The organism is Ensifer sp. LC11 (genome assembly GCF_001695835.1).
Taxonomy (GTDB): Bacteria; Pseudomonadota; Alphaproteobacteria; order Rhizobiales; family Rhizobiaceae; genus Ensifer.
Genome location: NZ_MBSO01000005.1, coordinates 136,799 through 155,861, shown reverse-complemented (window position 1 = coordinate 155,861; position 19,063 = coordinate 136,799). Strand labels below are relative to the sequence as shown.

17 protein-coding genes and 1 tRNA gene are annotated in these 19,063 nt (G+C 62.6%); 6 read left to right on the top strand and 12 right to left on the bottom strand.

What is annotated here, in order from left to right; genetic code table 11:
• Nucleotides 1-35: 35 nt before the first annotated feature.
• The 4 genes from metH to BBX50_RS04415 all read right to left on the bottom strand — a co-directional run bounded on the left by metH (nt 36) and on the right by BBX50_RS04415 (nt 6,532).
• Nucleotides 36-3,806, bottom strand: coding sequence for a methionine synthase (gene metH, locus BBX50_RS04430; protein ID WP_065774099.1), 3,771 nt, complete (start codon nt 3,804-3,806; stop codon nt 36-38).
• Nucleotides 3,807-3,973: 167 nt separating this feature from the next.
• Nucleotides 3,974-5,134, bottom strand: a complete 1,161-nt coding sequence (locus tag BBX50_RS04425; protein WP_065774129.1) for an AGE family epimerase/isomerase — start codon at nt 5,132-5,134, stop codon at nt 3,974-3,976.
• Between the two features lie 3 nt (nt 5,135-5,137).
• Nucleotides 5,138-5,632 (bottom strand): heme-degrading domain-containing protein, encoded by a 495-nt coding sequence (locus BBX50_RS04420; RefSeq protein WP_065774098.1) that lies wholly within the window; start codon nt 5,630-5,632, stop codon nt 5,138-5,140.
• A gap of 3 nt (nt 5,633-5,635) precedes the next feature.
• Nucleotides 5,636-6,532: an ROK family protein gene (locus tag BBX50_RS04415; protein ID WP_065774097.1), complete on the bottom strand. Its 897-nt coding sequence runs from the start codon at nt 6,530-6,532 to the stop codon at nt 5,636-5,638.
• 249 nt (nt 6,533-6,781) lie between these two features.
• Between BBX50_RS04415 and BBX50_RS04410 the strand changes: the two genes are divergently transcribed.
• Nucleotides 6,782-6,858 (top strand) — tRNA-Arg (locus BBX50_RS04410).
• Between the two features lie 131 nt (nt 6,859-6,989).
• Nucleotides 6,990-7,490 (top strand): GNAT family N-acetyltransferase, encoded by a 501-nt coding sequence (locus BBX50_RS04405; protein ID WP_065774096.1) that lies wholly within the window; start codon nt 6,990-6,992, stop codon nt 7,488-7,490.
• On the opposite strand, the gene BBX50_RS04400 is transcribed toward BBX50_RS04405, so the two are convergent.
• On the bottom strand, nt 7,487-8,389 hold the full coding sequence (locus BBX50_RS04400) for a LysR family transcriptional regulator (protein WP_065774095.1): 903 nt from the start codon (nt 8,387-8,389) through the stop codon (nt 7,487-7,489). The two genes, BBX50_RS04405 and BBX50_RS04400, sit on opposite strands and share 4 nt — an antisense overlap.
• Nucleotides 8,390-8,502: 113 nt before the next feature.
• On the opposite strand from BBX50_RS04400, the gene BBX50_RS04395 reads away from it, so the two are divergent.
• Both BBX50_RS04395 and BBX50_RS04390 read left to right on the top strand, forming a co-directional pair.
• Nucleotides 8,503-9,222, top strand: a complete 720-nt coding sequence (locus tag BBX50_RS04395; protein ID WP_065774094.1) for an SDR family oxidoreductase — start codon at nt 8,503-8,505, stop codon at nt 9,220-9,222.
• Between the two features lie 387 nt (nt 9,223-9,609).
• Nucleotides 9,610-9,879, top strand: coding sequence for a hypothetical protein (locus tag BBX50_RS04390; RefSeq protein WP_065774093.1), 270 nt, complete (start codon nt 9,610-9,612; stop codon nt 9,877-9,879).
• A gap of 39 nt (nt 9,880-9,918) precedes the next feature.
• Here the strand turns inward: BBX50_RS04390 and BBX50_RS04385 are convergent, their stop codons facing one another.
• The 3 genes from BBX50_RS04385 to BBX50_RS04380 all read right to left on the bottom strand — a co-directional run bounded on the left by BBX50_RS04385 (nt 9,919) and on the right by BBX50_RS04380 (nt 11,451).
• Nucleotides 9,919-10,287, bottom strand: coding sequence for a VOC family protein (locus BBX50_RS04385; protein WP_065774092.1), 369 nt, complete (start codon nt 10,285-10,287; stop codon nt 9,919-9,921).
• A gap of 131 nt (nt 10,288-10,418) precedes the next feature.
• On the bottom strand, nt 10,419-10,580 hold the full coding sequence (locus BBX50_RS30385) for a Thivi_2564 family membrane protein (protein ID WP_139108273.1): 162 nt from the start codon (nt 10,578-10,580) through the stop codon (nt 10,419-10,421).
• A 148-nt stretch (nt 10,581-10,728) separates the two neighbouring features.
• Entirely contained in the window at nt 10,729-11,451 is a 723-nt protein-coding gene (locus BBX50_RS04380) for an META domain-containing protein (RefSeq protein WP_065774091.1), read from the bottom strand.
• Nucleotides 11,452-11,664: 213 nt separating this feature from the next.
• On the opposite strand from BBX50_RS04380, the gene dxr reads away from it, so the two are divergent.
• Nucleotides 11,665-12,840: a 1-deoxy-D-xylulose-5-phosphate reductoisomerase gene (gene dxr, locus BBX50_RS04375; RefSeq protein ID WP_065774128.1), complete on the top strand. Its 1,176-nt coding sequence runs from the start codon at nt 11,665-11,667 to the stop codon at nt 12,838-12,840.
• 261 nt (nt 12,841-13,101) lie between these two features.
• Here dxr and hemA read toward each other — a convergent pair whose 3' ends face one another.
• The 4 genes from hemA to BBX50_RS04355 all read right to left on the bottom strand — a co-directional run bounded on the left by hemA (nt 13,102) and on the right by BBX50_RS04355 (nt 18,352).
• Nucleotides 13,102-14,316 carry a 5-aminolevulinate synthase gene (gene hemA / locus BBX50_RS04370; RefSeq protein ID WP_065774090.1) on the bottom strand — a complete coding sequence of 405 codons (1,215 nt, stop codon included), beginning with the start codon at nt 14,314-14,316 and terminating at the stop codon, nt 13,102-13,104.
• Nucleotides 14,317-14,643: 327 nt separating this feature from the next.
• Complete coding sequence (locus tag BBX50_RS04365; RefSeq protein WP_065774089.1) at nt 14,644-15,441, bottom strand: xanthine dehydrogenase family protein subunit M; 798 nt, start codon at nt 15,439-15,441, stop codon at nt 14,644-14,646.
• Between the two features lie 16 nt (nt 15,442-15,457).
• The gene (locus tag BBX50_RS04360; RefSeq protein WP_065774088.1) at nt 15,458-17,803 is read right to left on the bottom strand and encodes a xanthine dehydrogenase family protein molybdopterin-binding subunit; all 2,346 of its coding nucleotides are present in this window, start codon (nt 17,801-17,803) and stop codon (nt 15,458-15,460) included.
• A 60-nt stretch (nt 17,804-17,863) separates the two neighbouring features.
• On the bottom strand, nt 17,864-18,352 hold the full coding sequence (locus BBX50_RS04355) for a (2Fe-2S)-binding protein (RefSeq protein ID WP_034802397.1): 489 nt from the start codon (nt 18,350-18,352) through the stop codon (nt 17,864-17,866).
• 428 nt (nt 18,353-18,780) lie between these two features.
• Between BBX50_RS04355 and BBX50_RS04350 the strand changes: the two genes are divergently transcribed.
• The gene (locus BBX50_RS04350) at nt 18,781-19,038 is read left to right on the top strand and encodes a glycine zipper domain-containing protein (RefSeq protein WP_065774087.1); all 258 of its coding nucleotides are present in this window, start codon (nt 18,781-18,783) and stop codon (nt 19,036-19,038) included.
• Nucleotides 19,039-19,063: the final 25 nt, after the last annotated feature.

Genomic DNA, 19,063 nt, shown 5'->3' with positions numbered 1-19,063 from the left:
CCCGGATCCGCTCGTCATCATCCCATCCCGCAACGCTACTCCGCCGCCTCTGCCTCCGGCATCGGCACGTAGTTGAGGATCGGCGAGAGCCAGCGCTCGACCTCGCGCACCGGCATGCGCTTGCGTGTCGCATAATCCTCGACCTGGTCGCGCTCGATCTTGGCGACGCCGAAGTAATAGGCCTCGGGGTGGCCGATATAGAGGCCGGACACCGACGAACCCGGCCACATCGCATAGCTCTCCGTCAGGCTGACGCCGATCGCGGCTTCCGCATCAAGCAACCGGAAAAGCGTCGCTTTTTCCGTATGGTCGGGCTGGGCCGGATAGCCGGGCGCCGGGCGGATGCCGGCATAGGGCTCGCCAATCAGATCCACGGGCGAGAAGGTCTCGTCAGCCGCATAGCCCCAGAGTTCCTTGCGGACATATTCGTGCATGCGCTCGGCGAAGGCCTCGGCGAAACGGTCGGCCAGCGCCTTGACCAGGATCGAGGAGTAGTCGTCGTTGGCGCGCTCGAAACGCTCGGCAATCGCCACCTCCTCGATGCCGGCGGTGACGACGAAGCCGCCGACATAGTCGTTGGAGCTGCTGTCAGCAGGTGCGACGAAATCGGAAAGCGCCACGTTCGGGCGACCGTCGCGCTTCGACAGCTGCTGGCGCAGCGTGAAGAAGGTCGCGAGCTCAGACGCTCGATCTTCGCCGGTGAAGAGCCGGATGTCGTCGCCGACCGTGCCGGCCGGCCAGAAACCGACCACCGCCTTCGGCGCGAACCACTTTTCTTCGATGATCTTTGCAAGCATCGCCTGGGCATCGTCGAACAGTTGCCGGGCGGCCGCACCTTGCGCCTCATCGTCAAGGATCCTCGGATAGACACCCTTCAGCTCCCAGGTCTGGAAGAACGGCGTCCAGTCGATGTAGCGGGCGAGTTCCGCCAGATCCCAGCTTTCAAACACGCGTGTACCGAGGAACGACGGCGCCTTGGCCTGATAGCCGTTCCAATCGATCCGGTGCTGGTTCGCGCGGGCCTGAGACAAAGGCAGTCGGCGCTTTTCCGCCTCGTTGCGGGCATGCGCGTCGGCGACCTTGCGGTACTCCGCCCGCACCGTCTCCATGTAGCTGTCGCGCGCTTCCGGCGACAGAAGGCTCGAGACGACGCCGACGGCGCGGCTGGCATCGGTGACGTAGACGGTCTGGCCGCGGTCGTAGCGCGGATTGATCTTGACCGCCGTGTGCACCCGGCTGGTCGTCGCCCCGCCGATCAGAAGCGGAATGTCGAAGCCTTCGCGCTCGAGCTCGGAGGCGACATGCACCATTTCGTCGAGCGACGGGGTGATCAGACCGGAGAGCCCGATGATGTCGACCTTCCGCTCGCGCGCCACGTCGAGGATCTTGGCCGAGGGCACCATGACGCCGAGATCGATGATCTCGTAGTTGTTGCAGGCAAGCACGACGCCGACGATGTTCTTGCCGATATCGTGCACGTCGCCCTTGACCGTCGCCATCAGGATCCTGCCGGCGCTTTCGCGCGCCTCGCCGCCATTGGCAAGCTTCTCCGCCTCCATGTGCGGCAAGAGCACGGCCACCGCCTGCTTCATCACGCGCGCGGATTTCACCACCTGCGGCAGGAACATCTTGCCAGAGCCGAAAAGGTCACCGACGACGTTCATGCCGGCCATCAGCGGGCCTTCGATGACATGCAGCGGCCGCTCAGCAGCCAGCCGCGCCTCCTCCGTATCGCCCTCGATATACTCGGTGATGCCGTTGACAAGCGCATGCTCAAGCCGCTTTGCCACCGACCACTCGCGCCAGGAAAGATCCTTCTCGCGCCCCTGTGCGCCGCCCTGGCCGCGATAGCGCTCGGCGATCTCAAGCATGCGCTCGGTCGAATCGGTGCGGCGGTTGAGCACCACGTCCTCGCAGGCCTCGCGCAAATCCGGATCGATCGCGTCATAAACGGCAAGCTGGCCGGCATTGACGATGCCCATGTCCATGCCTGCCTGGATGGCGTGGTAGAGGAACACCGCGTGCATCGCCTCGCGCACCGGCTCATTACCGCGGAACGAGAAGGAGAGGTTGGAGACGCCGCCCGACACATGCACATGCGGCAGGGTCGCGATGATCTCGCGCGTCGCTTCGATGAAGTCGACGCCGTAATTGTTGTGCTCCTCGATCCCGGTTGCCACTGCGAAGATGTTCGGGTCGAAGATGATGTCCTCAGGCGGGAAACCGGCCTCTTCGGTCAGGAGCTTGTAGGCGCGGGTGCAGATCTCGACCTTGCGCGCCTTGGTGTCGGCCTGGCCGACCTCATCGAAGGCCATGATGACGACGGCGGCGCCATAGGCGCGGCAAAGCCGGGCGTGATGAAGGAACGCCTCCTCGCCTTCCTTCATCGAGATCGAATTGACCAGCGGTTTGCCCTGAACGCATTTCAGCCCCGCCTCGATCACCTCCCATTTCGACGAATCGATCATCACGGGAACGCGGGCAATATCGGGCTCGGAGGCGACGAGGTTCAAAAACTCGATCATCGCCTGCTTCGAATCGATCAGGCCCTCGTCCATGTTGATGTCGATGATCTGGGCGCCGTTCGCCACCTGGTCACGCGCGACATCGAGAGCGGCCGAATAGTCGCCGGCCGTGATCAGCTTGCGGAACTTGGCCGAGCCGGTGACATTGGTGCGCTCGCCGACGTTGACGAAGGGAATGTCCGAGGTCAGCGTGAAGGGCTCCAGTCCGGACAGCCGCATCAGCGGCTCGACCTTGGGGATCTCGCGCGGCGGATGCTTGGCGACCGCCTTGGCAATCGCAGTGATATGGGCGGGCGTCGAACCGCAGCAGCCGCCGACGATATTGACGAGCCCGTCGCGCGCAAACGCCTCCACCTGCGCCGCCATCTGCTCCGGCGTCTCGTCATACTGGCCGAACTCGTTCGGCAGGCCGGCGTTCGGATAGGCGCAGACGAAGGTATCGGCAACGGTTGAGAGCTCGTCGATATGGGCGCGCATCGCATTGGCGCCGAGCGCGCAGTTGAGCCCGATGGTGAAGGGATCGGCGTGGCGCACGGAATGCCAGAAGGCAGTCGGCGTCTGACCGGAGAGCGTGCGGCCGGAGAGGTCGGTGATCGTGCCCGAGATCATGACGGGCAGCTCGATGCCCTTCTCGACGAAGACTTCCCTGGTGGCAAAGATTGCCGCCTTGGCGTTCAAGGTGTCGAAGATCGTCTCGATCAGGATAATGTCGGCGCCGCCGTCGATCAGCCCGCGGATCTGTTCGGCATAGGCAATGCGCAAGTCGTCGAAGCTGACGGCGCGATAGCCGGGATTGTTGACGTCAGGCGAAATCGACGCCGTGCGGTTCGTCGGCCCAAGCGCGCCGGCGACGAAGCGGCGACGACCATCCTCGGCTTCGGCCCGCTTGGCGGCACGTCGCGCCAGCCGCGCGCCATCGCGGTTGAGCTCATAGACCATGTCCTCCATGCCGTAATCGGCCTGGGCGATGCGCGTGGAGGAGAAGGTGTTGGTTTCAAGGATGTCCGCGCCGGCAATCGCATAGGCGTAATGGATGTCTTCGATCGCCTTCGGCTGCGTCAGCGTCAGAAGGTCGTTGTTGCCCTGCTGGTGACAGGCGCAGCCACCGAAGCGATCACCGCGGAAATGCTGCTCGATGAAGCCGAGCTGCTGGATCTCCGTGCCCATCGCGCCATCCATGATCAGGATGCGTTCACTCGCCGCCCGACGCAGCGCCTCTTTGATCTCGGAGCCGTCCGGCTTGGAGGAAACGTCACCGAAAAGGGCGCCGATGGCGGACATGGGAAATCTCCCGTTCTGAAAACGACAAACAATAAAATAAGTCAGTCACATAAAGATATCTTTATGTCAACATATCATCCAATCACATTTGATCAGCCAGGCAAAGAAAATGGCCCGTCGCGTGTGCAACGGGCCACCGGAAGAACAACCTGATGTAAAACGGCAAATCAGAGCCGCGCGAGGCAATCCTCAGTTTCATAGATGGCGCAGAGAATGTGATAAAAGCTGCTGGCCGGCGCCGGCTCATCGACGAAACGGCCGTCGGACGTCTGCTTGTCGCGCCAGAGGCCCGCGACTGGTGTCTCCAGGAAAGTCTGAAGCGCCGCCGCCGCCCGCGCTGCGGAAGCAAGATACCGTTCACGCTCGGCGCCGTTGCTGAGTGCTGCGAACCGGACCGCGGCCTTCAGCCATTCCGTCTGTGGCCAGAGCCGCGCGATCGGATCTGCGACGGAGAGATCGTCGAGAAGCGTCATGATGGCGACATTGCGGTCGGCGCAGACGCCATGGGCCTCGCCGAGATCGAAAAGGCGCCGTGCCTTTACGATCGCCTCGGCGCTGCCGCGGCGTTCCGCCCAGCGCAAGAGCAGCCAGGCCCATTCGAACAGATGTCCGGGCTCGACGATCCGCCCCTTGTCGCCCTCAAACGGCGCCCAGTCGTGGTCGAAGAATTCACGCAGCACGCCGCTTTCGGCATCGATGAAGCAGTCCATCGCCAGATGCGCAATCTCATCGGCGAGATTGGCCCAGGCGACCTGATCGAAACCCTCTACGATTTCACTCGCAAGGCAGGCCTCGAAGAGATGCATGTGCGGGTTGGAGCCGAGCGGCAGGCGCGAAGGATTGTCCTCCTCGAACCCGGCAGCCGGATGTTTGACATGCGCCTCGAGCCAGGAGCGCAGCCCGTTGCTGCGCTCGATCATCTCGGCCTTTCGGGACGGCACGACCTCTGCGAGATAGGCGAAGGCCAGCAAGGCAAAAGCCTGATTGTAGAGGTCGAAGGACGGGTCGAGCAGATTGCCGTCCGCATCGGCGAGCGCACCGTAGAAGCCGCCCGGCTGCTTGTAGACGCGATCGAAATAGGCAAGGCCGCCTTCGGCGGCACCCCGCCAGTCTCCAGCCCAGCCGCGGCGTCCGGCCTCGGCGAAGCAATAGACCTGCCGCGGCTGCACCCGCGAACGACGGTTTGCGCGTGTCGGTTCGCCGGCCATGTCGATCGTCTCGACGAAGCCACCGGCCGCATCGACGCCGTTTTCACGCCAGAGCGGCAGGGCCTTGTCGGCCAGCCATTGCGACAGAATGCGGGACTGAGAGAAAATTTCGTCTGACAACACTCAGCCCTCAAGCTTCAAGGCGTCATGGTTCTTGCCGAGCAAGGCTGAGAGCGCTTCGACCACCATATTGTGGTCCTCGCGCTGCGGCAGACCGGAAACGGTGACCGCGCCAATGCAGCCCGTGCCCTTGACGACGATCGGGAAGCTGCCGCCGTGGGCGGCATAGTCGGCATCGGCAAGCCCGAGCTTCGCCTGCAGGTTCGTCTGCGCCTTGGCAAGTTCGCGACCGGTGGCATAGCTGCTCTTGAACAGCCGGAACACGGTGTTGCGCTTGCGGCGCACCCAGTTCGGATTATCGGGCGTCGCGCCTTCGAGGGCTGCATAGAACACCTGCATCGAAAACAGCGTGATGTCGATGACGACACCGACCTTGCGCTCGACCGCCATCTTGCGCAGCAGTGCGCCGAGCTCCCAGGCCGTTTCGAGGTCGAAGCGCTCGAACTGCAATTCCTGTTCCTGCAGCGTGATGCGGGCCAGATCCTTGTCGATGTTCATGGGTTAGTCCTTCCAGAGCCAGGCAGCACCGCGCACGCCGGAGCTGTCGCCATGCAGGGCCTTGCGGATGGGGGTTTCGAACGTATCGCCGAAGAGATAGTTGACCACCCGAGGCGGCACGTCGTCATAGATCTCGTCGACATTCGACATGCCGCCGCCGAGCACGTAGACATCGGGATCGACGATGTTGGTCAGCAGCGCCAGGCTGCGCGCCAGCCGGTCGACGAAGCGCTCGTAGACGCCTGACGCCACCGGGTCGCCTGCCCGTTTCGCCTCGATGATCTCGCGGCCGCAGCGCTCGACCCCTGTGGTGAGCCGGTAGTCGAGCTCGACGCCGGTGCCGCAGGCATACATGTCGAGGCAGCCGTGTTTGCCGCACCAGCACTTGTGGCCGGGATACTCGTCCCTCGTCATCCAGGGCAGCGGATAATGGCCAATCTCGGCGGCAACGCCCTGGTAGCCGGCATGCACCTTCTTGTCGATCGCAAGGCCGCCGCCATGGCCTGTGCCGACGATGACGCCGAAGACCACGTGCGCTTGCCTGCCGGCACCATCGACCGCTTCGGAGACCGCCAGGCAGTTGGCGTCGTTGGCGAGCCGCACCGGGCGGCCAAGGGCCGCTTCGAGGTCGTGGCCGAGTGGTTTGCCGTTGATCAGCACCGCGTTGGAGTTGCGCACGATGCCGGTGCGCGGATTGGGGCTGCCGGGAATGCCGATGCCGATCGAGCCCTTTTCGCCCGCCGTCTGCTCCGCGGCGGCAACGAGGTCGAGAACGGCGCGAATGCAGTCGTCGTAACCGCTGGTCGGGGTCGCGACGCGATGACGGGCGCGCGTTTCGCCATCGCGGCCAAGCGCGATGACTTCCATTTTCGTGCCGCCCCAATCTATTCCGATGAACATATGTGGATCAGGTCTCTGATGAAGGTCTCATGGGGAGCGCCTGCCTCCTCAAGCCGACGCCCGCCTTGCTTAGCATTCGAAAGACCTGAAAGACCAGCCCCGTTTGGCAATCGATTTCAAGGCGAGGAAGCAGCAGTGACAACCCAGCCGTTGGGGATGTCCAGCCCCGGCGCCGCCTGCAATTCCGCCTGTACTCATGCAAAAACACTTGGCGAAGGGGCTGTGCTTTTGTATGGGTGCTATCCGAGTGGTCCCGTAGCTCAGCAGGATAGAGCACCAGATTCCTAATCTGGGGGTCGCGCGTTCGAATCGCGCCGGGATCACCATAAAAATCAAACAGTTGGCAACCGAGCATTCCTATACGTTCCCGCGAACGTTCCCCGCTTGTGTTTGCTTAGGATTCTTTGCACTGCCCCAAGAAAGAGAGTCCAACCAAATTCATAATTCTGGTTCACCCATGGTTCAGTTGCTTGTGACCTACATGGAAATGCACAAACGTCCGGCGGGCGAAGCACTTCCGCCGCCGATCGACCATGCCGTCGTTGCGCCCGAACGGCTCGCCACCAGCGAATTCCTGTCGCTCTATCGCGCCGTCGGCGAACCTTTGCGCTGGGATCAGCGGTTGCGCATGTCTGCGGGCGATCTCGACCACTTTCTGCAGAGCGCCTCGACCGGCCTCTACATTCTTCGGCTTGAGAACCGCGCGGTCGGCTTCTGCGAATTTGACCGCATCGATACATCAGATGTCGAGCTCACCCATTTCGGCCTGATCCCGGACGTGCACGGCAGGAGGCTCGGGCCATTCCTTCTCGACAGCGCGCTTCGCGCCGTGTGGGATCGGGGGCCGCAGCGTATCTGGCTGCACACGGACGAATGGGATCATATGAAAGCGCAAGACACCTATCGCCGCGCCGGCTTCAGAATGTTCGCGCAGAAGCTCGAAGAGGTCGACGTCTAGCGAAGCGGCTGCCACGCGGCACTTCGCCAGCCTTTCAACTCCTGAAGAAAGACCTGCAGCCGCAACGGCAGAAAGCGGCGCGTCGGGTAGATCGCGTGCACGAAGACATCCGGCGCCGACCATTCCGGCAGCACGCGGATAAGCTTGCCGCTTGAAAGAGCTTCGGCGCAGAAGATCGGCGGGAGCCGGCCGATGCCATGGCCCCGCTCGACAAAGGCGCTGAGCGTCTGGATATCGTGAACGGCGACCGATCCTGTGACGTTAAGCCGAATCGATCTGTCCCCACTGACGAGATGCCATTCGACCTCGTTGTTGCGAGCGCCAAGCAAGACGCATTTATGCTCAAGCAGATCCTCCGGTCGCAGCGGCGCGCCATGTTCGTCGAGATAGTGTGGTGCCGCCACCAGGTAGTGCGTGGTCCGGCCGATTCGTTGCGCCACGAGGGACGAATCTCTGAGCTCGCCAAATCGCACGGCGACGTCGATGTTCTCCGCGACGAGATCCTGAAACACATTTGTTACACGCAGGTCGACCTCGATGAGGGGATATTTCTTCAGAAAGCCCGACAGGAAATCGTAGAACGGCGGCTGCCCCAGTGTCACGGGAACGCTCATTCGCAGCAAACCCTCAGGCTTCCGTTGCGCCTCGCTGAGCACCCGCTCCGCGTCGTGAAGCTGCTTCAGCGGTTCGCTGCACTCGTCATAATAGGCCCGCCCCTGAACCGTCAGGCTCAGCTTGCGCGTGGTGCGCTGAATGAGCGTGACGCCCAGCTGCTCCTCAAGGGCCGTCACTTTGCGGCTGACGGTGGAAACCGGCATGCCGAGCGCCCGCGCCGCCCGGCTGAAACTCTCGAGTTGGGCAACGGCCACAAAGACCGCGATATCGTTCAGATCGACCATGCCGAGATTTTTGCACTGATGGAAAAGTAATTCCAGATAGTTTCATCTAATCGTGGAATGGCGCTGCAGCCATATTGATCTCCAGCAACCCAATCCAACCATGGAGACGTCAAATGGCAAAGGTCGCAATCATTACCGGCGCATCGCAGGGCATCGGCGCAGGTCTCACGAACGCCTTCCTCGCTGAGGGCTATAGCGTCGTCGCAACGTCGCGTAGCGTCAGCCAATCCCGGGATATCGTCCAATCGGACCGGCTGGCGCGGGTCGATGGCGATATCGCCGATCCGGACACGGCCAAACGCGTGGTCGAGACCGCGATCGACCGGTTTGGATCGATCGACGCGCTCGTCAACAATGCCGGCATCTTCTTCACCAAGCCCTTCGTCGATTACACCGCCGAAGACTACCGACAGCTGAGCGCGACGAACATCGAGGGCTTTCTGCATACGACCCAGCTCGTCATCAGGCAGATGCTGGCGCAGAAGAGCGGCGGCAGCATCGTCAGCATCACGACGCCACTGGCGGACCGCCCGATCGCGGGCATGAACGCCTCGGTCGCCATGCTGACCAAGGGCGGCATCAATGCCATCTCGAAGAACATCGCCATGGAGTACGCAAGGGACGGGATCCGCGTCAACATCGTGGCGCCCGGCGTGGTCGATACGCCGCTTCACAAGGACAATCCGAAGGAGTTCCTGAACACGCTTTCGCCGATGCACAGTATTTCCAGCGTCGATGAGATCGTTGATGCCGTCCTGTTCCTGACCAGGGCGCCGCGCATAACCGGGGAGGTGCTGAACGTCGACGGCGGCGCGCACTTGGGAAAATGGTAGAGCCGAGCACCGCGCCGCGCAGAACAACGATTGAAGGAAAGCATCGGCAACGACCGCTGGAACTGCCGGTCGAGATCGAGCTCGTGGTCAAGGTGGCGGATTGAGAAAGCGGCCGGCGGCGCTCATGTCATCGGCCGATCAGGATAGAGGCATCTCCGTCATTTGCCTGTCACGAACAGAGGCTATTGAACACTCATACCTTCTTGATGACCACGGATGAACTGGCATCGGCGGGAGGTGATGAGGAAGGTCGGGTTCGCCCCGGCCTTTTTTGTTTTGACCGGTTCTCCTCCAGGCCAATCGAAATCACGTAGCCGGGCGGGCGGCAGCACCTGCTTGACAGCGCATGCGGTCTGCCCGAGGTTGCTCGCATGACGGGAGGAGACCATGGGCAAGCTTCTGCAAATCATTGGAATCGTCATCATCATCGCCGCAGCCGTTGTCGCCACCGCGACGCTGGCTGTTGATCCGGCCACCGCGCAGCTGCGTGCGCTCATGGTTCTACCCTGGGCCTTGAGCGCGATCCTGAGCGGCATTCTTCTCACGGCCTTCGGATCCATGCTGCGGCAGCTCAGCGCAATCCGCGCCGCCACCGAGCGCCAAGCCGCCTTGTTCCAGGCCATTCTCGACCGAAGGACGCCAGCGGCTGCGCCGTGAGAGGGGCAGCATGCGCCCGGCGCACCGGTCGGTGGCCGCTCAGTCATCCGGCCGGCATACGCGCAGGCGATGACCGTCCGGATCGAGGGCAACGAAAGTGCGGCCGAATACGGCGGTCTTCAGCTCCTGCTCGATCGTGAGCCCACGCTCGCGCCAGGCCGCATAGAGCCGTTCGACCTCCGCGTCGTCCTTCACCATGAAGGCGATTTCCGAGCGATGGCCGGTGCCGGACGAAACGAAATCCCTCGCGCCCGTGGACCAGAGACTGAAGGTCAGGCCGTTTTCGAGCTCGAAGGCGGCATAGGTCGGAAAGGCAGCGGCAGGCTCGTGTCCGATGAGGTCCGCGTAAAAGCGAGCGCTCGCCATCGGGTCTTCGACATACAAGAGGATGAGGTTGGGTGACAGCATGGCCGGGTCTCCTTTTGGATGACCGGACCCTAGGTGAAACGACTGTCAGTTGTTGTCAGCATCGACCAGGCATCAAAAAACCGCCGGTCCATCGGAACCGGCGGTCTTCGCATTGGCTGGAAGGCGGCGCGTCAGAAGACGGCCAGGTATTTCAACAGAGAGACGATGCCGATGATGATCACAATGATCTGGACGATCTGTTTGGCGCGCGCGTCAAGCGGCAGCCGCTGGACGAGATAGAGCACCAGCACAATGACGAGGAATGTAATCAGAATTCCGATAAGCAGCCCCATGGATCACTCCCATTTGCACGACAGCGCCGCAATGGCGTCGGAATGTAACTAGGAGTCGAAGCCAAAAGTTCCATTCGAGGCGGCAACTTGTACAGCCGGCCCGGCAAGCACGCTTGGAGAACCGATGCGTGACCGCGAAATACCCGCGTCAGGACGCAGGCTTGCAGGCGATGCCCTGATCCTCTTCACCTTTCGTTGCGTCGAACAGCGTCGCCTCCTCGCCCTTCGTCCACCAGATGTATTGCCCGCCGGCGTACTTGGCACCCGAAGCGGCAATCACGTTGGACGCGACGACAAAGGTGCCGTCGATCGTGAAGGTCACCAGCGAGACCGGACCGGCATTGATGTATTCCGCCTCGACAACCTTGCCGCCGCAATCGTAGCGAACCGATTGACGATCCGCCGCGTCGGCACCTGGGACGCGGATTGTCACATCGACCCCTTCCGACCCGGCCGTCGTCGACGCCAGCTTGATGCCGGGTTCGCCGCCGGCTTTGGTCAGGACGAGCTTTGATCCCTCCACCGCCCAGGAGAGCTCGCTGCGCAGAGCTTCGAGAAACTTCTGTTCCTGGTTCATCACCGCCGGCACGCACATCTTGCGTGTCGATGCGGCCGGACCGAAGGTGAGCTTCGAACCCGAGAGGCCGAAGGTGCCGGTGAAATGGTTGCAGCCGGCCATGCCTCCGTAAGTGCCGTCCTCGCGGATTTCGAGCGTCGATTGCAGGTCGTCGATCACCCCGCCTCCGCCGATATCTTCGGCAAGCCAGGTGCCGACGAGTTGCGGAGGAACGTTTTCGGCCGCGACCGGCTGCATCGAAGCCATCTCGATCATGACGCAGGCGCAGGAAAGGGCGGTAACGGCTTTCAGCATCACGAACTCCTTCGGCTTCGACTCAAAGCAGATCCGATTCTTAGCCTCTGGACGAGACGGATTGAAGACCGCGCCCTTGTTGCCGACGGAATTCGCCTGTAGAGCCTAGGCACAACATAAAAAACTCGGATCGATCTTCAAAAGATCATGCGCTGCATCCGCGACGAAGTCCGCCGCGCGCATTCCTCCGAAAAGAAGAAAATGGGTATTGGCATGGCATCCCGCGACAACGCGAAGCGCCGACTGACGATCCTCGGCTCGACCGGCTCGATCGGTACCAACACGCTCGACGTCATCGAGCGCTTGGGCGGCCGCGAGCGCTTCGACGTCGTCGCCGTCACCGGCAACGGCAATATTCCCCTGCTCGCCGAGCAGGCAGTGAAGTCCGGCGCCGAACTCGCCGTCACCGCCAACGAAAACCAATATGAAAACCTGAAGGCAGCCCTTGCCGGCACCGGCATTGAGGTTGCCGCCGGCAGAAGCGGCCTGATCGAAGCGGCCGAACGCGACGCCGATTGGGTGATGGCGGCCATCGTCGGCAATGCCGGCCTCGCCCCGACGCTGGCCGCCGCGCGCCGCGGCGCCGACATCGCGCTTGCCAATAAGGAGTGCCTCGTTTCCGCAGGCAGCCTGTTCATCGAGGCGGTGAAGACGGGCGGCGGCCGCTTGCTGCCTGTCGACAGCGAGCACAACGCCATTTTCCAGGTGCTGGAAGAGCACCAGCGCCACGCCGTCGAGCGCATCATCCTGACGGCCTCGGGTGGTCCGTTCCGCACCAAATCGCTGGAAGAGATGCGGCATGTGACGGCAGACGTGGCGCGCGCCCATCCCAACTGGTCGATGGGGCTGAAGATCTCGATCGACAGCGCCTCGATGTTCAACAAGGCGCTGGAAATGATCGAGGCGAAACACCTCTTCGCCCTCAGGCCGGAACAGGTCGAGGTGATTGTGCATCCGCAATCGGTGATCCATTCGATGGTCGGCTACACCGATGGCTCGGTTCTCGCCCAGCTCGGCTGCCCGGATATGCGCACCGCGATCGGCTATGCGCTTGCCTATCCGAGCCGCTGCAGCCTGCCGATCGAGCGGCTCGATTTCGCCAAGCTGTCGCGCCTCGATTTCGAAGCGCCGGACGAAGTGCGCTTCCCGGCCATCCGCCTGGCGCGCCGTGCCATGGTCGAGGGTGGGGTACAGGGTGCCGTGCTCAACGGCGCCAAGGAAACGGCGCTCGACGCCTTCATCGCCGGCCGCACCGGCTTTCTCGCCATGGCGGAGATCGTCGAAAAGGTCATGGACAGGCTTGCTGGCCTGCCGGCGGCGTCCACCATGGACGATGTCTTTGCCGCCGACGAAAAAGCCCGGCAACTGGCGGCCGAGCTGCTTCAGTAATCAGGTTCTCTGAGCGCTTCACCCCCTCGAGAGGGAAGCGCCCCCTCATCCGCCTGCCGGCACCTTCTCCCCGCAAGCGGGGCGAAGGGACGTTGCGGCGCCCGCTCCGATCCAACGCACTCAGTTTCGCGTCCTGCCATGGGAGCAAGACGTCGTTTCGGCGTTGGCCGGAGTGGTTCAATCGTCACTCTCGTCCCCTCGCCCCGCTTGCAGGGAGAGGGTTAGGGTGAGGGGCAGATTTTCGAGACGGTGCGCCGTAACTTACGCGACGGCGCGGGCCAGCGCGCAGCGCGACCACAGCGAATGCAGCGCGCCGACAAGATGGTCGATGTCGGCATCCGAATGCAACGGCGTCGGGGTGATGCGCAGGCGTTCGGTCTTCTTCGGCACTGTCGGATAGTTGATCGGCTGGACGTAGACGCCGAAGTTATCGAGCAGCAAGTCGGAGATCCACTTGCACTTGGCGGCATCGCCGACCATGACCGGCACGATATGGCTCGGGTTCGGCATGTGCGGAATGCCGCGCTGGTCGAGCAGCGAACGCAGGCGACGAACGCGCTCCTGGTGGGCGAAGCGTTCGACCTGGCTTTCCTTCAGGTGACGGATCGAGGCGAGCGCACCGGCGGCGAGCGTCGGCGGCAGCGCCGTCGTGAAGATGAAGCCGGACGCAAACGAGCGGATGAAGTCACAGAGCGCCGCGGAACCGGTGATATAGCCGCCCATGACGCCGAACGCCTTGCCGAGCGTGCCTTCGATGACCGTCAGGCGATGCATCAGGCCTTCGCGCTCGGCAATGCCGCCTCCGCGCGGGCCGTACATGCCGACGGCATGGACTTCGTCGAGATAGGTCATGGCGCCGTATTTATCGGCGAGGTCGCAGAATTCCTTGATCGGCGCAATGTCGCCATCCATGGAGTAAACGGATTCGAAGGCGATGAGCTTCGGCGCGCGCGGATCGGCAGCCGCGAGCTTGGCTTCGAGGTCAGCGACCGAATTGTGCTTGAAGATGACGCGTTCGCACTTGGAGTGACGGATCCCCTCGATCATCGAAGCGTGATTCCCGGCGTCCGAGAAGACGATGACGCCAGGAATCTTCGAACAGAGCGTCCCGAGTGCGGCCCAGTTGGACACATAGCCCGAGGTGAACAGCAGCGCCGATTCCTTGCCGTGCAGGTCCGCGAGCTCGCGCTCAAGCAGGACGTGGTAGTGGTTGGTGCCGGAGATGTTGCGGGTGCCGCCAGCACCGGCGCCGCATTCGTCGATGGCGCGCTTCATCGCCTCGGTGACAACGGAATGCTGACCCATGCCGAGATAGTCGTTCGAACACCAGACGGTCACTTCCTGAACGCCGTCAGCCGTGTGGCGCGCTGCCTTCGGGAATTGGCCGCGATGACGGGCGAGGTCTGCGAAAACCCGGTAACGGCCTTCCTGATGCAGCCCGTCCAGCTCGTTCTTAAAGAAATTCTCGAAATCCATCATTTTCTCCAGTGCCCGGCGCTTTTTTTTGATTCAAAGCGACCTGGGGTCAACCTCGGAATGCTCGGCATCTGCCAACTGCGGCAAAAGGCCCTTACCTGCTGCCCGCCCAGCAAATGCATCAGAGATGCTTTAGCATTTTCGCTCCAGAGCATCTTCGCTGCTTTCCCTGAAACCGTTTCAACTGAGACAGCGCTAGTTTTGAAACATTCCAAAGAAAGCCTTAGCGCATGTTCATCTCTTCAAGCTTGATCGAAGTCAAGCAAGGATGAAAAAAGGACGGCCAAAGCCGCCCTTTTTCGATGGGTGCACGGCGCCCCATGGCGGTCAGGCCGCCGCGACAGCGCGTTTGGCCATGACCTTCACCAGATTGGCGCGATAGGCCGCATCGGCGTGAAGGTCGGAGAGCAAGTCCGTGGCATCGACGCTGACGGTGGCAAGCGCATCCGGCGACCAATTGGCAGCAAGGGCTGCTTCCATGTCCATTTGCCGGAAGACACCGTTGGCTCCGGCGCCGGTGACCGCAACCCGGACCTCGCCATTGTCCCGTTTTGCCACGAAGACGCCGGCCATCGCATAGCGCGACGCCGGATTGGCGAACTTTTGGTAGGCGGCCTTGGCCGGTGCGTCGAAGGTAATGGCGGTGATGATCTCGCTGTCTTCCAGCGCCGTCTCGAACAGGCCGGTGAAGAAATCGTCGGCTGCGATCTCCCGCCGGTTGGTCACGATCGTCGCACCGAGCGCCAGCACCGCCGCCGGATAGTCGGCTGCCGGATCGTTGTTGGCGATCGAGCCGCCGATCGTGCCCATGTGCCGCACATGCGGATCGCCGATATGGCCGGCGAGATGGCAGATGGCCGGACAGACCGCTTTCAGCGCCGCCGCCGACGCCACCTCATCGTGGGTGGTCGCCGCACCGATGCGCACCGACCGGCCATTGACCGAGATGCCCTGCATCTCGGCGATGTGGCGGAGATCGATGAGGTCGCTCGGCGCCGCCAGTCTCTGCTTCATCGTCGGGATCAGCGTCATGCCGCCGGAGACATATTTGCCTTCTCCGGCCGCTTCCATTCGGCTGACGGCATCCTGAACCGAGGACGCCCGATGATATTGGGTCTCGTACATTTGGGTGTCCTCCCGTTCACTTGGCCGCGTGCGCCGCCGCCCACACCTTCTGCGGTGTCGCCGGCATGGTGAGCGCGTTGTTGCCGATGGCGTCGGTAATGGCGTTGATCAGTGCCGGCGGCGAGCCGATCGCCCCTGCCTCGCCACAGCCCTTGATACCCAAGGGATTGTTGGGACAAGGCGTGTTCGAGGTGGAGACCTGGAACGACGGCAGATCGTCGGCCCGCGGCATGGCGTAATCCATGTAGCTCGCCGTCAGCAGCTGGCCCGAAGCGTCATAGTGAACGCTTTCGAGCAGCGCCTGGCCGATCCCTTGCGCAATGCCACCATGCACCTGCCCCTCGACGATCATCGGATTGATGATGTTGCCGAAGTCGTCGGCAGCGACAAACTGCACGATCTTGGTTCTGCCCGTGTCGGGATCGACCTCCACTTCGCAGATGTAGCAGCCGGCCGGGAAGGTGAAGTTTGCGGGGTCATAGAAGGCTCCCTCCTTCAACCCCGGCTCCATGCCCGAGGGCAGGTTGTGGGCGGTATAGGCGGCAAGCGCCATCTGGAACCAGGGCACCGATTTGTCGGTGCCGGCAACTTTCAGTTCGCCGTTCTCGATGACGATGTCGCTTTCGTCCGCCTCCATCAGATGCGCGGCGATCTTCTTCGCCTTGGCCTCGACCTTGTCGAGCGCCTTGACGACGGCCGACATGCCGACGGCACCGGAGCGCGAACCGTAGGTGCCCATGCCCATCTGCACCTTGTCAGTATCGCCGTGCACGATGTTGACGCTGTCGAGCGGCACGCCGAAGCGGTCGGCAACAAGCTGGGCAAAGGTCGTCTCGTGGCCCTGGCCATGGCTATGCGAACCGGTCAAAACCTCGATCGTGCCGACGGCATTGACGCGCACCTCGGCCGATTCCCAGAGCCCGACGCCGGCGCCGAGCGAGCCCACCGCCGCCGACGGCGCAATGCCGCAGGCCTCGATGTAGCAGCTCATGCCGATGCCCCGCTTCATGCCGCGATTGGCCGCTTCCGCCTTGCGGGCGGCAAAGCCGTTCCAGTCGGCCGCCTGCATTGCCGCGTCGAGCGACGCCTCGTAGTCGCCCGCGTCATAATTCATGATCACCGGCGTCTGGTGCGGGAAGGAACGGATGAAATTGACCCGCCGGAGCTCAGCCGGCGAGACGCCAAGTTCGCGCGCCGCCGTCTCCATTGTGCGTTCCAACAGATAGGTCGCCTCCGGCCGCCCGGCGCCGCGATAGGCATCGACCGGTGCGGTGTTGGTATAGACGGTCCGGACATTCGCATGGATTGCCGGGATGTCGTATTGGCCGGACAGCAGCGTCGCATAGAGATAGGTCGGCACCGCCGAGGAGAAGAGCGACATGTAGGCGCCAAGATTGGCAATCGTGTCGACCTTGAGCCCGATGATCCGGTTGCTGGCATCAAAAGCCATCTTCACCGTCGACACATGGTCGCGGCCGTGCGCGTCGGTCAGGAAGGCTTCGGTTCGATCCGACGTCCATTTCACCGGCACGCCGGTGCGCTTCGATGCCCAGAGACAGACGATTTCTTCCGGATAAATGTAGATCTTCGAGCCGAAGCCACCGCCGACATCGGGCGCAATCACCCTGAGCTTGTTCTCCGGCGCAACGTTATAGAAGGCGCTCATCACCAGCCGCGCCACATGCGGGTTCTGGCTTGTCGTGTAGCAGGTATAATGGTCGTCGCCGGCGTCATAGATGCCGAGTGCCGCGCGCGGCTCCATCGGGTTGGGCGAGAGCCGGTTGTTGTGGATGGTGACCTCGGTGACGTGTGCAGCCGTTGCGATCGCCTTGTCGGTCGCGGTTTCGTCGCCGATCTGCCAGTCGAAGATCAGGTTGTTTGGCGCTTCGGGATGAAGCTGCGGCTGTCCCGCTTCGATCGCTTTCGACGCGTCGATCACGACGGGAAGTTCCTGGTAGTCGACGACGACGGCCTCGGCCGCGTCACGCGCCTCAGCCACGCTGTCGGCAACAACGATCGCCACAGCGTCGCCGACATAACGCACCGTCTCGTGCGCGAGTGGCCGCCAGGCGCCCATCTTCATCGGCGATCCGTCCTTGGAGTGGATCATCCAGCCACAGATCAGGTTGCCGATACCGTCGGCGAGAATCTGCTTGCCATCGAGCACGTCGATCACGCCGGGCATGCCCTTGGCCGCAGACGCATCCACCTTCAGGATCTTCGCATGCGCATGCGGGCTGCGCACGAACACCGCATATTTCATGCCCGGCACGGACATGTCGTCCGTGTAGCGGCCCTTGCCGGTCAGGAACCGCTTGTCTTCTTTGCGCGCCACACGGGCGCCAATGCCTTCAACTCCCATTGCCGATCTCCTCCCGAGATATCCAGCGACAGTCCTTCGATGACATGCCTGGGTGGGGCGCTACTCTGCGGCCACGCGGGCGCCGCTCATCTCGGCGGCTGCGGCAAGGATCGCTTTCACGATGTTGTGGTAACCGGTGCAACGACAGATATTGCCTTCGAGCTCGGCGCGCACCGTCGCCTCGTCCAGTTGCCCCTGGTGCCTTCGGATCATATCGACCGCTGTCATCACCATGCCGGGCGTGCAGAACCCGCATTGCAGGCCGTGATTGGCCTTGAACGCCGCCTGCACCGGGTGCAGTTCGCCGTCTGCGGCCAAACCTTCGATGGTGGTGATGGTCGAGCCCGCCGCCTGCGCGGCGAGGATGGAACAGCTCTTGACCGATTTTCCGTCCATATGGATGACACAGGCGCCGCACTGCGACGTGTCGCAGCCGACATGGGTACCGGTCAGTCCAAGATTTTCGCGTATGAATTGCACCAGCAATGTACGGTCGTCGCAATGACCGCTCACCTGACGGCCGTTGACCGTCATTGTTACTTTCGCCATTTCGCTCCTCCGGGGTCGGTCAATGCCAACACGAGCGCGGCCGAAACGTCGGGTGAGATGGTTCACGCGACTAGGGTACGCGCCAACTGATATCGATGCCCGTCGCCGCTGACCCACTCCTCCCGGATCCGCTGGCTTGTTTGTATCATTTGTCTTTTTTTGGAATGTCGCAACCGCTGTCGGTCGCCCGACGACAAATTTTTTCCAAGCCAGTTGTATCGCGTGGAACAGCGCCTTCATGTCCCGTTCAGGAACGATATCATTATCTTGCACGCGGAAAGAAAGCGCTGGACCCTCTGTAGACTTTCATTGGGGACCGCGTATTTTCCGGTTGCAAGTTCAGGTGGAGCGGGATGAGCCCGGCTCCGCCATCATCCAAGGACGGACTGAGCGAACGCTCAAGATCCGTAGAGATCGGAGAGGACAATATGAAGAAAGCCATTGCACTTGTGCTGGTGGCCCTGTCGGTCGCAAGCTGCACCCAGACGGAAAAAGGCGCCGGCATCGGTGCTGTTTCCGGCGCGATCATTGGCGGCGCGATCACCGGCGACGTCCGTGGCGCAGCGGTCGGCGCGGCCATCGGCGGCGTTTCCGGCGCGGTCATCGGCCATGTCAGTGAACAGCCGGGCCAGTGCTACTACCGCGACCGCTACGGCCGCCGCTATATCGACGCTTGCCCGCGCTAAGGCGACAGGAAGGCTATGCCCTCGG